Origin of the sequence: Massilia sp. Dwa41.01b, from assembly GCF_014171775.1 — a bacterium.
Lineage (GTDB): Bacteria > Pseudomonadota > Gammaproteobacteria > Burkholderiales > Burkholderiaceae_D > Telluria.
This window is the reverse complement of record NZ_CP050454.1, coordinates 1,250,284-1,263,359: the sequence shown is the minus strand read 5'-3', so window position 1 is coordinate 1,263,359 and position 13,076 is coordinate 1,250,284. Positions and strand designations below refer to the sequence as shown.

Below are 13,076 nucleotides of genomic sequence, written 5' to 3'. Positions count from 1 at the left end.
AACCGCCCGCTGCGCATTTCCGACCGCGAAGCCGGCGCCATGCGCTGGACCCAGGACGGCAAGAGCGTGGCGGTGATGCTGCGCGCCGTCGACAACAAGGACCGCTGGATCGCCACCGTCGACCTGGGCGCCGCCAAGCTGAAACCCGTGCACCGCCTGAGCGACGAAGCCTGGGTCAATTACGACAATGCCGAATTCGGCTGGCTGCCGGACAACCGCACGCTGTGGTACCTGTCCGAGGAAAGCGGCTACTCGCACCTGTACACCCAGGACGCGGCAGGCCACGCACGCGCCTTAACTAGCGGCAAGTGGGAAGCCGGCGACGTGCAATGGAGCTTCGACGGCTCCACCGCCTACCTGCTGTGCAACCGCAAGACACCCGGCACCTATGAAGTCTGCGCGGTGAACGCGAAGGACGGCGCCACCCGCGAAGTGACCGGCCTGGCCGGCGTCGAACGCTTCGCCCTGTCGCCGGACGAGCGCAAGCTGCTGGTGCACTACTCGAACAGCTACACGCCGGCCCAGCTGGCCAGCGTGCCGGTATCGGGCGGCGCCGCGACGAAGCTGACCGACACCCGCACGCTTGAATACAAGGCGCGCGAATGGATCCAGCCCGAGTACGTGGCCGTGCCCTCGAGCGCGGGCGGCGAGCCGGTCTGGTCGAAGCTGTACCGTCCGGCCAAGCTCGAGCCGGGCAAGAAGTACCCGGTCGTGATGTTCGTGCACGGCGCCGGCTACCTGCAGAACACGACGCAGCGCTTCCCCGTCTACTTCCGCGAGCAGATGTTCCACAACCTGCTGGTGGAAAAAGGCTACATCGTGCTCGACATGGACTACCGCGCGTCGAAAGGCTATGGGCGCAACTGGCGCACCGCCATCTACCGCCAGATGGGCCACCCGGAACTGGTGGACTACCAGGACGGCGTGAAGTACATGGTGGCGAACCACCAGGGCGACGCGGCGAACGTGGGCATCTATGGCGGCAGCTATGGCGGCTTCATGACCTTCATGGCGCTGATGCGCGCACCGGAAATGTTCAAGGCCGGCGCGGCCCTGCGTCCCGTCACCGACTGGACCAGCTACAACCACGAGTACACGGCGAACATCCTGAACACGCCCGACATCGATCCGGAAGCCTACCGCATCTCCTCGCCGATCGAGTATGCCGACAAGCTGCAAGGCCATCTCCTGATCGGCCACGGCATGGTCGACGACAACGTGTTCTACCAGGACTCGGTGCGCATGGCGCAGCGCCTGATCGAGCTGAAAAAGGATAACTGGGAACTGGCCAGCTACCCGCTCGAACGGCATGCCTACACGCAGCCGGAAAGCTGGTTCGACCAGTACCGCCGCATCTTCAAGCTGTTCGAGCGCACGCTCAAGCAGTGATGTACCGGGCGCCCTGCGGGGCGCTTTTTGTTTTAATGTGCACCCATCCGTATCCAACACTGAACCACGCATGCATCCTGTCTCCGCTCCTTCCCGCCTGCGCCTCGGCCTTCGCTTACCCTTCGCTTGCGCCCTGCTGTGCCTTGGCACCGCCTTTGTTCACGCCCAGGACAAGCGGAGCAGCGCCGATCCAGGCTATGTAGGCCTGCCCGTTACCGGCAAGCTCGATGCCGGCCGCGTGCTGAGCGAGCGCCATGGCGATGCGGCGCCGGCACCGGTGCAGGAACCGGGTGCGGGACGGGCGGGCCCGCCATCGGAACCTGCAGGGAAACGCAAAGGCGGTGCGCGCGATGACGACGACGATGAGAAGGGCAAGCCAGCGCCGCGCAAGCGCTTCGCCATTCCTGCCGGCGGCATCACCGGTGTCGTGGTCGAAAACGAAGGCCGCGGCGAACAGAAGGACGTGCCCCTCACCTTCGGCCAGGTGTTCGCGCCCGGCGACCTGCCGCGTGGCGCGGGCCTGGTCGCCAGGCTGGCCGACGGCGCCACGCTGCCGCTGCAGGTCGACGTCAAGGCCAGCCATGCCGATGGTTCGGTGCGCCACGCCGTCATCTCCACGCTGCTGCCGCGCCTCCCGGCCGGCAAGGACCTGGGCATTGCGTTCGTGAAGACGGCGAAGAAGGCCGACGATGGCGCAGCCGCGAAGCCGCGCGACATTGACGCCACCCTCGACATCGTCGTCGACGGCGAACACTATGGCGCTTCGCTCGGCGCGCTGCTGAAGGCGCAAAAAGCCCAGGCCTGGCTGAACGGACCCGTCGTCACCGAGCTGCAGGTGGCCGCGCCGCTACGCAGCGCCAGGGGTGCCGAGCATCCGCACCTGGCAGCCCGCTTTGCCGTACGCTGGTACCGCGGTACCGACAAGGCGCGGGTCGACGTCGCCGTCGAGAACGACTGGGCCTACGAACCCGACCCAGGCAACATCACCTACGACGTCACGCTGTCCGTCGACGGCAAGCCGGTCTACGCGAAACAGAACCTGACCCATTTCCACCATGCGCGCTGGCGCATGCTGGCCTGGAGCGGACAGGCACCGAACGTGCACCTGCGCCACGACACGGCCTACCTGATCGCGTCGCGCGCCCTGCCGAACTACGACCAGTCGGTGCAGGTGTCGAGCAGTGCCATGGACGCCAAGTGGAACGGACCGAAGACCGAGCCGATGGGCGTCGGCCAGGCCTCGCCGGCGATGCCCAACACGGGCGGACGCCACGACCTCGGCATCCTGCCCGGCTGGGCCGCCATCTACCTGCTCGGCATGGACGCGCGCGCCAAGGAGATCACGCTCGCCACCGCCGACCTGGCCGGAAGCTGGTCCACCCATTACCGCGACAAGCGTAGCGGCCTGCCGGTCAGCCTCGCCGACTACCCGTACATGACCCTGCTCGGCGGGAAGCGCGACACCCATAACCCGAAGACCGGCAAGCTCGAAGCCTTCCCGCCCTGCCCGAGGGAAGCCTGCAAGTCGCCTTACAAGGCCGACAGCGCGCACCAGCCGGGTTTTGCCTACCTGCCTTACCTGGTCACGGGCGACCATTACTATCTGGAGGAACTGCAGTTCTGGGCGATGTACAACGTGTTCGCCTCCAACCCCGGCTACCGCAAGAACAACCGCGGCCTGCTGGCCCCGCACCAGGTGCGCGGCCAGGCCTGGAGCCTGCGCACGCTGGGCGAAGCGGCTTACATCACGCCCGACGGCCACCCGCTCAAGCGCGACCTGCTCGCCATCCTCGACAGTAACCTCGACTGGTACAACAGCGAGTACAGCGCCAACCCGCAGGCGAACAAGCTCGGCGTGATCGTCAACGGCCCGGCCGTGATCTACAAGAAGAAGACCGCCGTCGCGCCCTGGCAGGACGACTTCTTCACGGCCGCCGTCGGCCACCTGGCCGAACTGGGCTTCAAGGATGCCGAGCCGCTCCTGAAGTACAAGGCGCGCTTCCCGCTCGAGCGCATGGTGGGCGAAGGCGCCTGCTGGCTGGCCGCGGCCAACTACACTGGACGGTGCGCGCGACGCCGACGGCGCCCTATTTCGACAACATCGGCGAAGCCTATGCGACCACCGTCGGTCCGGAGGCTGCCGCCCTGCCCTGCGACAGCCCCCAGCTCGCGGCCGCGCTCGACCACAAGCCGGGCGACATGGGCGGCTACGCGGCCACGGCAATGGGCTTTCCCTCCAACCTGCAGCCGGCGCTGGCCTACGCGGCGGGCGTGGGCGGCGAAGCGGGACGCAAAGCCTGGGCCTTGTTCATGGGGCGCAGCATCAAACCCGACTACAGCAAGGGGCCGCAGTTCGCGATCGTGCCGCGCTGAGGTCCGGGTTGCGGCCAGGAGAGCGCTGTCGCGTGGCCAAACGATTACAACATGTAACCGCGATTGCAACGAAGCTGTCCCTGTAGCACCTTGTAGTAACAATAACTCGACAAGGTCCTGAACATGCGACATCCCTCCGCCGTGCTGCCCGTCATGGCAGCCGTTTCCCTCCTGCTGGCAGCGTGCAGCGCCCCCGAGCCGAACCAGCACATGCGTGCCAACGAGGTGACCGCGGGGACGGCACCGCAGCCGGCCGCGGTGGCGCAGCCTCCCGCGGCCTCCCCTGCCGCGGAGGCTGCTGCATTGAAACAGCAGCACCAGCCGCAGCAGCGCGTTACCGTCACCGGTTCGTCGATCGCGTCGTCCTACCTGCCCGCCCCGGCGCCGCCACCGATGGCGTATTCCCGCGTGGCCCCACCCATTCAGCCGGGCATGGACAAGTTCCCGGACAAGACAGCGAACGGCGTGGTCCTGGTCGAGGAGCAGCCCGTCTCCACCTTCAGTACCGATGTCGATACCGCCTCGTATGCCTACGTGCGGCGCCAGCTGACCGAGGGGCAGCTGCCGCCGGCCGCGGCGGTGCGCGTCGAGGAAATGGTGAACTACTTCCCCTATGATTACGTCCGGCCCACGAACCGCGCCCAGCCTTTCGCGCTGACGACGAACGTCATGCCCAGCCCCTGGAGCGCGGACAAGCAGCTGGTCCACATCGCCGTGCGCGGCTACGACGTCAAGGCGGCCGAGCGCGCGCCGATGAACGTGGTGCTGCTGGTCGACGTCTCCGGCTCGATGGGACCGCAGGACCGCCTGCCGCTCCTGAAGCAGGGCTTCCACCTGTTCGCGCAGCAGCTGCGTCCCCAGGACCGGATCGCCATCGTCACCTACGCCAACGGCACGAACGTCGCGCTGGAACCGACAAGCGGCAAGGACAGGCAGAAGATCCTCGACGCCATCGATGCCCTCGGCGCGGGCGGGGGAACCGCCGGCGGCGCAGGCCTGCAGCGCGCCTATGCCATGGCCGAGCGCCACTTCGATGCGAAAGCCGTCAACCGCGTCGTCCTCGCCACCGACGGCGACTTCAACGTCGGCGTGAGCGACCCGCGCGAGCTCGAGAAATTCATCGCCGAGAAGCGCAAGAGCGGCGTTTACCTGTCGATCCTGGGCGTCGGCGAAGGCAACCTGAACGACGCGCTGATGCAGCGCCTGGCGCAGTCGGGCAATGGCAACGCGGCCTATATCGATTCGCTGCTGGAAGCGCGCAAGACCCTGAGCGAGGAACTCGGCTCGACCATGTTCCCGATCGCGAACGACGTCAAGGTGCAGGTCGAATTCAATCCGGCCCGGGTCGCGGCCTACCGCCTGGTCGGCTACGAAACGCGCATGCTGGCACGCCAGGACTTCAAGGACGACAAGGTCGACGCCGGCGACATGGGCGCGGGCCACAGCGTCACCGCGATCTACGAGATCACGCCGGCGGCCGCCGCAGGCAAGCTGGTCGACCCGCTGCGCTACGGCGCGGACAGAGGGAAAAAGGCGGCCAACGCGGCCACGGGCGACGAGCTGTGTTTCGTGCGCCTGCGCTACAAGCTGCCGGGCGAGTCCAGCAGCCGCCTGGTCGAGCAGCCGGTGCGGGCCGCCTCGGACCACAAGACGCTGCAGGCCGCGCCCCTTGACGCGCGCTTCGCGGTCGCCGTTGCCGCCTTCGGCCAGCGCCTGCGCGGAGAGCCGCAGGTAATGGGCTACAGCCATGCCGAGATTGCCGACCTGGCCAATGGCGCGCGCGGAGTGGACAGCGAAGGCTACCGCGCCGAATTCGTCAGGCTGGTGCGCCAGGCCGAGGCGCTGGCGAAGGTGGGAGGGAGTGGGCAGCCGTAAGCGCGCGAACGGGCACCTGCTGGTTGAACGCGTGGACGGCGCACCGGTTGCATGAATACAGGCACTCAGGTGGAGCCGTCCACCCTACGGAACGACCTTTTGTCGCTGGCAGCGGCCTAACGTAGGGTGGACTCCTGAGTCCACGCGGTACTGTGTATGCCGACCCGGAGAGCGAGCGGCGCGCACGTGCGCCGATTATTGAAACGTTTTGCCACAGCATACGCACCCAACGCGTGGACTCAGGAGTCCACCCTACGGTGCACTACCCCACGCGTTCAACGCACGCGTGTGCGAACCACGGCGCGGACCAGTTAAGCCGTCCACCCTACGGAACGACCTTTGTCGCTGGCAGCGGCATAACGTAGGGTGGACTCCTGAGTCCACGCGGTACTGCGTATGCAGACCCCGTAAGCGAGCGGCGCGCCCATGCGCCGATTATCAAGACGTTTTGCCACTGCATACGCACCTAACGCGTGGACTCAGGAGTCCACCCTACGGTGCACGACTAGCGGTGGCAACCGCGGCGCTAAGCTGCGTGTGCACCACCCTCGCGACCGAGCCGCCTACCCTACGACAGCAAATCCAGGAGCGTCAACGCCACCACCTTGGTCGCGCTGCGCAAGTCTTCCAGCGCCAGCCTTTCGTCCGCCTTCTTTGCGTTCGATTCCGGCACCGTACGCGGGCCGGCGCCGTACATCACGGCGGGGATGCCGCGCTCGCCATACAGCCGCGCGTCCGCGTACAGCGGCGTGCCGTGGGCGGGAATGTCTTCGCCCAGCACCGCCTTTGCATTGCGCTGCAGGGCCGCGGCCAGCTGCCCGGACCCGGGCAGGGGACGCAGCGCATGCGACAGCAGCAGGCGCCGGATCTCGATGCGGATGCCGGGCATGCCCGCCACTGCTTCCTCGATCAGCGCGCGCACGCCCGCTTCCACCTGTACCGGATCCTCTTCCGGAATCATGCGCCGGTCCATCTTCAGGGTCACTTTGCCCGGCACGACGTTGGTGTTGGTGCCGCCATCGATGCGCCCGACCAGCATGGTGGGCGAGTCGATGCCCGGCACGGTCGACTTGATCTTCTTGAGTTCCGGCAGCTGGCCGTAGATCGCGTTCAGGATGCGCGTGGCCGCCTGCAGCGCGTCGACCGCGGTCTCGGGCATGGCGCCATGGCCGGCTTTCCCGTGCACCGTCACCTCCAGCTGCAGGCAGGCGTTGTGCGCGGTGACGATGCCGTGGCTGAAGCCGGCGGCAATCACCAGGTCGGGACGCGTGAGCTCCTGCTCGAGCAGCCAGCCCGGCCCCAGCAGGCCGCCGAATTCCTCGTCATAGGTGAAGTGCAGCTCGACGCCGCCCTTGAGCGGGCGGCCGAGCGCCTCCAATGCACGCACCGCAAAGATATAGGTCGCGAAATCGCTCTTCGACACGGCCGCGGCGCGCCCGTAGAGGAAGCCGTCCTCGACTTGCGCGCCGTAGGGCGGACGGCTCCAGCCTTCGCCCGGCGGTACCACGTCACCGTGGGCGTTGAGCGCAATGGTCGGGCCACCGCCACCGTAGGGCCGGCGCACGATCAGGTTGGTGATGCTCTCCATGCCGTAGTCGCGCACGGCCTGCTGCGGCACCGCGTGGCGCTCGGCTTCCCAGCCGTAGTTGCGCACCATGTCCGCCACCGCTTCCGCGTGCGGCGCATTATTGCCGGGCGGGGTATCGGTAGGAATGCGCACAACCGACTGCAGGAAGGCGACTTCCTCGTCGAAATGGGCGTCGATCCAGTCGAGCAGCTGCTGTCTTGCGTTGGTATCCATCAGTTCCTTCCAGTTTTTGCCCCGGCTTCGAACCAGGCGCCGACCTGCGCCCGTTCGGCGTCGGTCATGTGGGTGAGGTTCGCCAGCGGCATGGCTTTCAGCTGCACGGTCTGCTGGTAGATGCGCTGCGCATGCTGGGCGACGAGTTCGGGAGAATCGAGCATCACGCCGGCCGGCGCCGTGGCAAAGCCGGGCTGGGTCGGATGCGCCGCATGGCAGGCGACACAGCGCTGGCCGACGATGGTGTTCACCTGGGCGAAACTGGCGGCGTGGTCCGCCGCCGGCTGCCCCGCAGCGACTGCCGGCGCCACCGGTGCCTTCGGTGCGATCAGCACCGCCAGTAGCGCCAGCAGGGCGACCCCGGCCGCCGGGTACTTCCACTCGATGCGGCCCTTGTGGCGCAGGTTGAAGAAGTGGCGGATCAAGACGCCCGCCGCCATGATCACGGCCAGCACTGCCCAGGCGTGTTCATGGCGGTAGGTCATCGCATAGTGGTTGCTGATCATGAGGAACAGCACGGGCAGCGTGAAGTAGTTGTTGTGGACCGAGCGCTGCTTGGCCTTGATGCCGTAGGAAGGATCGGGCTTGTCCCCCGCCATCATCGCGTTCACCATCTTGCGCTGGCCGGGAATGATCACGTGGGCGACGTTCGCGACCATGATGGTGCCGATCATCGCGCCGATGTGCAGGTAAGCCGCGCGCCCGCTCAGCAGGTGGGTCAGCACATAGCTGGCGCCCACGAGGAAGGCGAAGATGACGACACCGAACAGCAGGTCGCGCTTGCCCAGCGGCGACTTGCACAGCAGGTCGTACACCAGCCAGCCGACGACCAGGGAACCGAGGCCAATGCCGACCGCCTGCCAGCTCGACAGGTCCGCCACGCTGCGGTCGACCATCATCGCCTGCGCGTTCAGGTAATACACGATAAAGAGGAGCGCAAAGCCCGACAGCCAGGTGGAATAGGCTTCCCATTTGAACCAGTGCAGTTCCTTGGGCAGTTCGGCCGGGGCGACCAGGTATTTCTGCGGGTTGTAGAAGCCGCCGCCGTGCACCGCCCAGAGTTCGCCGGCGACGCCTTTTTTCGCCAGCTCCGAGCCCGGGGCCGGCGGCTTGATGGTGTTATCGAGCCAGACGAAATAGAAGGAGGCACCGATCCAGGCGATGCCCGTGATGATGTGCAGCCAGCGTACGAGCAGGTTGAGCCATTCGAGGCCATAGGGGCCCAGGGTTCCGAACACGTCCATGCACACGTCCTTGTCGCGAGTATTTCACTGACGATAAACCGATTTCATTTTGTACAACATGAAACATGGCGTATATTCGACATAATCGAACGGATATACGCCAAACATCGCCCACATGGCCGCCCTGCCCCAGCACCTCGATATCCACCTGATTCGCATCCTCTACCTGCTGCTGGTGGAGAAGAACGTCTCGCGCGTGGCGCTGAAATTGAACCAGCCGCAGCCCTCGATTTCCGCCTCGCTGCGCAAATTGCGCGAACTGACTGGCGACCCGCTGCTGGTGCGCGGCGCCCGCGGCATGGTCCCGACCCAGCATGGCGAAAGCCTGCTCAAACCCGCCAAGCGCATCCTCGACGAAACCGAAAACCTGTTCGTCAAGAAGTCGCCTTTCGTGCCCGAGGAAGCGGCGCGCACCTTCCACATTGCCGCGCCCGACTACCTCGACACCCAGTTCCTGCCGAATGTCGTGGCCGCGGTGCGCCGCGGTTCGCCCAACAGCCGCGTCGCCATCCACGGCATGGGTCCGGGCTCGGACTACCTGCGCATGCTGTCGGACGGCGAGATGGACCTGGTGATCGCCAACTGGGACGAGCCGCCGGCGCACCTGCACATCTCGAAGCTGTTCGAAGACCCCATCGTCTGCACCATGCGTGCCGACAGCCCGTATGCGAAGCGCACCGCCTTTGACGCGATGACGATCGAGGATTACCTGGCCCTGCCGCACGTGGCGCCTTCGCAGACCCTGCCAGGCTACCACGGCGTGATCGACTCCTTCCTCGCGCGCCAGGGAATGCAGCGCAAGATCGCGGTGGAGTCGCCCTACTTCGGCCTGATCCCCTACATGCTGACCCAGACCGACCTGGTACTCACCACCGGCCGCCAGTTCATGCGCTTTTATGAGAAGGCGCTGCCGCTGAAAACCTTCGACATGCCGCTGAAATTCCCGCCCATGCGCTTCTACCAATTGTGGCACCAGCGCGTGCACCAGTCGCCCGAGCACAAATGGCTGCGCGACCAGGTGAGCCAGGCCGCACGGGCATTGCAACCGAAGTAACCGCTTACTATATCGCTGCGCAATCCGCTCCATCATGCTGGCCATATGAGGACGCGGGTTGCAGGATTTATCATCGACTGCTCCACCACGGAACCGCCGCCATGACCACGCTTTCCAGCCTGAACACCCTTGATGCCTCCGCCTTTGCCGCCGCGCTGAACGGCATCTACGAGCATTCGCCCTGGATCGCCGAACGGGCGGCAACGCGCCGTCCCTTCGCCACCCTGGCCGCGCTCAAGCTGGCGCTGCAGGCGGTGGTGACGGAAGCGGGCGAGGACGAGCGCCTGGCCCTGCTGCGCGCCCATCCCGAGCTGACCGGCAAGGCGGCGGTCCGGGGCGAGCTGACGCCGGAATCGACGGGCGAGCAGGCAGCCTCCGGCCTGAACCAGTGCAGCGCCGAGGAATACGCGCAGTTGCAGGCGCTCAACGCCCAATACAACGAGAAGTTCGGCTTTCCCTTCATCCTGGCCGTCAAGGGACCGACCGGGCGCGGGCTGACGCGCACGGCGATCATCGCCACCTTTACCCGCCGCCTGAAGAACGGCCGTGACGCCGAGCTGGCCGAGGCCCTGCGCCAGGTGCACCGCATCGCCGAGATTCGCCTGAACGCGCTGCTGGACGTCACGCCTGAAATCGGCGCGCTTGTGATGGACTGGTGCGAGACCATCGGCGCATGGAGCGACGCCGAGGACGGCCTGACCTGCGCCTACCTGACGCCCGCGCACCGGCGCACGGCCGAACAGATCGCCGCCTGGATGAATGAGGCCGGCATGGAAGCGCACATCGACGCCGTTGGCAACGTGGTCGGGCGCTATGCGGCGGAGGATGCGGGTGCGAAAACCCTGGTCTCCGGTTCGCACTACGACACCGTGCGCAACGGCGGCAAGTACGACGGCCGCCTGGGCGTGCTGCTGCCGATTGCGCTGGTGCGCCACCTGCACGCGCGCGGCGAACGCCTGCCCTTCCACCCGGAAGTCATCGGCTTCGCGGAAGAGGAAGGCGTGCGCTTTCGCAGCACTTTCCTCGGCAGCAGCGCCGTCACCGGCGGCTTCAATCCGGCCTTGCTCGACGCGATTGATGCGGATGGGGTGACCATGCGCGCAGCACTGGTCGCGGCCGGGCACGATCCGGCTGCCATCGGCGCGATCGCGCGCCGGCGTGAAGACCTGCTGGGCTTCGTCGAGGTGCACATCGAGCAGGGCCCGGTGCTGCTCGAACGCGGCCTGCCGCTGGGAGTGGTGACAGCGATTGCCGGCAGCTCGCGTTACCGGGTGGAGCTGACGGGCGTGACCAGCCATGCCGGTACCACGCCGATGGGCATGCGCCGCGATGCCGCCGCGGCAGCGGCTGAAATCGTCCTGCTCGTCGAACAGCGCTGCAGCGGGGTCGCATCGCTGGTCGGCACCGTCGGCCAGCTCGAGGTGCCGGCGGGTTCGGTCAACGTGATTCCAGGCGCCTGCAAGCTCTCGCTCGACATCCGGGCGGCCGATGACGCCGTACGCCTGGCGGCCGTCGACGACATCCTGGCAGGCATCAGCGCCATTTGTGCCCGGCGCGGCATCGAGGAAAAGCTGCATAAAATCGTCGAGGCGGAAGCGGCGCCTTGCTCGCCGCGCTTGATGGATTTGCTCGGCGCGGCGGTGGAACGTGCGGGCGTCCCGCGCTTCGACCTGCTCTCCGGCGCCGGCCATGACGCGATGCAGATGGCGCAGCTCACCGAGGTGGCGATGCTCTTCACCCGCTGCGGCAATGGCGGCATCAGCCACAATCCGCTGGAGACGATGACGGCCGACGATGCCGAGCTGGCGGCGCAGGTGCTGCTCGACTTCCTGCGCAGCCTGGGCTGAACACGTGGGCAAACTGCCATGATCAGCTTGCGCAAGGCCATGCCTGGCGAGATCGCGGCGCTGTGGGACCTGCGTACGCGCGCCGTCGCGCATGGGTGCGCCGGGCATTACACGCCCGAGGTACTGGGTGTCTGGCTGGCCGCGCCTGCGCCGGCGAGCCTGGCCGATCGCATCGCACTGGGACAAGCCATGGCCGCCGTCGAGGACGGCGCCCTCCTCGGCTATGCCGTGCTCGATACGCGCGAGGGCGAAGTCGATGCCGTGTTCGTCGACCCGGACGCGCAGGGTCGCGGCGTCGGTCTGAGCCTGCTTGCGTCGGTCGAGGCGGCCCGCGCGCACCACGGGCCTGACGCGTCTGTTCCTCTCGGCTTCGCTCAACGCCGTGCCCTTCTACCGGTGCGCAGGTTTCATCGCCGTGCGCGAAGAGCTGTACCCGCATCGTTCGGGTATCGGCATCCCGTCGGTCTACATGGAAAAACAGCTGTCCTGAACCCGGCGGCCTGCTAGCGGCCGCGCCGGGTCAACGCGAGGGCGATGCCGCCCAGGATCGCGCTGGAGGCCAGCACCAGCCGCGGCGTCAGGGACTCGCCCAGCCAGGTCACCACGGCACCCAGCGCGGCCAGCGGCGGCACCGACAGCTGCACGGTCGCTGCCCGCATCGCCGACAAGTCGCGCAGCGCCGCGTACCAGAACGCGTAGCCGACACCGGAGCTCAGCGCGCGGAAACGATGGCCAGGGTGACCCCGGACGCGTCGGCATGTGCGACGCCCGTAAAGGCAACCACAGTGCCAGGGCCAGCGGCGTGGCGTACATGAAATTGCGCGCGGTGGCGCCGAGCGGATCGGCAGTGTCTCCCCCGCGCACCGTCCGCGCAGCGAGTACACGCCCAGGACAAGCCCGCCAGCGCCATCAGCAGGGTGCCCGGCCATGGCGGCGCGGCGACGCCCGGCAGCACAAGATAGACCAGGCCGGCGGCGGCCAGGCCAGCCCCAGCCAGCCGGGCAGTGAGAAGCGCTCGCCCTTGCGCAAGGCGGCACCGAACATCGTCAGCTGGACGGCGCCGAACAGCACCAGCGCACCCATCCCTGCCGGCAGGCTGACATACGCGAAGGAGAAGCAGGCGACCCAGGCGAACAGCATCGACGCCGACCACCAGTCGGGCCTGGCTGCCGCTTTTTCACGGCGCAGGCGGACGAAGGCGCCCAGCGCCAGCGCTCCGGCCACGACCCGCAGCGCGCCGAAGCTGGCCGGGTCGATGCTGCCGTCCTGCAGCGCAAGCCGGCACAACAGGGAATTGGCGGCGCAGGCCAGCATTGCGGCCGCCGTGCATGCCAGCGTCATCACAGGGCGACGGATGGTGGCAAGGTCACGCATGGGCCCCCCTTACGCGCGCTGCTCGGCTCGGCAGGCGATGGCGGGCGCGGCAATCCGCTCGTGTCCTCGCCTGGAATGCTTACAAGGTAGGCGCCCTGCCGCCGTCAGGCAAGCGCGGC

General features: G+C 67.2%; 10 protein-coding genes. 6 read left to right on the top strand and 4 right to left on the bottom strand.

What is annotated here, in order from left to right; translation table 11 throughout:
- Positions 1–39: 39 nt before the first annotated feature.
- The 3 genes from G4G28_RS28020 to G4G28_RS05785 all read left to right on the top strand — a co-directional run bounded on the left by G4G28_RS28020 (position 40) and on the right by G4G28_RS05785 (position 5,637).
- The gene (locus G4G28_RS28020; RefSeq protein WP_308601837.1) at positions 40–1,389 is read left to right on the top strand and encodes a S9 family peptidase; all 1,350 of its coding nucleotides are present in this window, start codon (positions 40–42) and stop codon (positions 1,387–1,389) included.
- A 70-nt stretch (positions 1,390–1,459) separates the two neighbouring features.
- A complete protein-coding gene (locus G4G28_RS05790; protein WP_229507902.1) occupies positions 1,460–3,883 on the top strand; it encodes a hypothetical protein in 2,424 nt (807 codons plus the stop codon).
- A 2-nt stretch (positions 3,884–3,885) separates the two neighbouring features.
- Complete coding sequence (locus G4G28_RS05785) at positions 3,886–5,637, top strand: von Willebrand factor type A domain-containing protein (protein WP_183108128.1); 1,752 nt, start codon at positions 3,886–3,888, stop codon at positions 5,635–5,637.
- Between the two features lie 568 nt (positions 5,638–6,205).
- Here G4G28_RS05785 and G4G28_RS05780 read toward each other — a convergent pair.
- Both G4G28_RS05780 and G4G28_RS05775 read right to left on the bottom strand, forming a co-directional pair.
- Complete coding sequence (locus G4G28_RS05780; RefSeq protein WP_183108127.1) at positions 6,206–7,438, bottom strand: M20/M25/M40 family metallo-hydrolase; 1,233 nt, start codon at positions 7,436–7,438, stop codon at positions 6,206–6,208.
- Positions 7,438–8,682, bottom strand: coding sequence for a urate hydroxylase PuuD (locus G4G28_RS05775; protein WP_183108126.1), 1,245 nt, complete (start codon positions 8,680–8,682; stop codon positions 7,438–7,440). Before G4G28_RS05775 ends, G4G28_RS05780 begins: the two co-directional genes overlap by 1 nt.
- Before the next feature lie 115 nt (positions 8,683–8,797).
- On the opposite strand from G4G28_RS05775, the gene G4G28_RS05770 reads away from it, so the two are divergent.
- From G4G28_RS05770 to G4G28_RS05760, 3 genes are all read left to right on the top strand, one after another.
- Positions 8,798–9,736: a LysR substrate-binding domain-containing protein gene (locus tag G4G28_RS05770; RefSeq protein ID WP_182991216.1), complete on the top strand. Its 939-nt coding sequence runs from the start codon at positions 8,798–8,800 to the stop codon at positions 9,734–9,736.
- Positions 9,737–9,837: 101 nt separating this feature from the next.
- On the top strand, positions 9,838–11,583 hold the full coding sequence (locus G4G28_RS05765; RefSeq protein WP_183108125.1) for an allantoate amidohydrolase: 1,746 nt from the start codon (positions 9,838–9,840) through the stop codon (positions 11,581–11,583).
- Between the two features lie 18 nt (positions 11,584–11,601).
- Positions 11,602–12,090, top strand: coding sequence for a GNAT family N-acetyltransferase (locus G4G28_RS05760; RefSeq protein WP_229507901.1), 489 nt, complete (start codon positions 11,602–11,604; stop codon positions 12,088–12,090).
- On the opposite strand, the gene G4G28_RS28015 is transcribed toward G4G28_RS05760, so the two are convergent.
- A complete protein-coding gene (locus tag G4G28_RS28015; RefSeq protein WP_308601833.1) occupies positions 12,087–12,242 on the bottom strand; it encodes a hypothetical protein in 156 nt (51 codons plus the stop codon). The genes G4G28_RS05760 and G4G28_RS28015 overlap by 4 nt on opposite strands.
- 250 nt (positions 12,243–12,492) lie before the next feature.
- A complete protein-coding gene (locus G4G28_RS28010) occupies positions 12,493–12,957 on the bottom strand; it encodes a hypothetical protein (RefSeq protein ID WP_308601832.1) in 465 nt (154 codons plus the stop codon).
- Positions 12,958–13,076 lie beyond the last annotated feature (119 nt).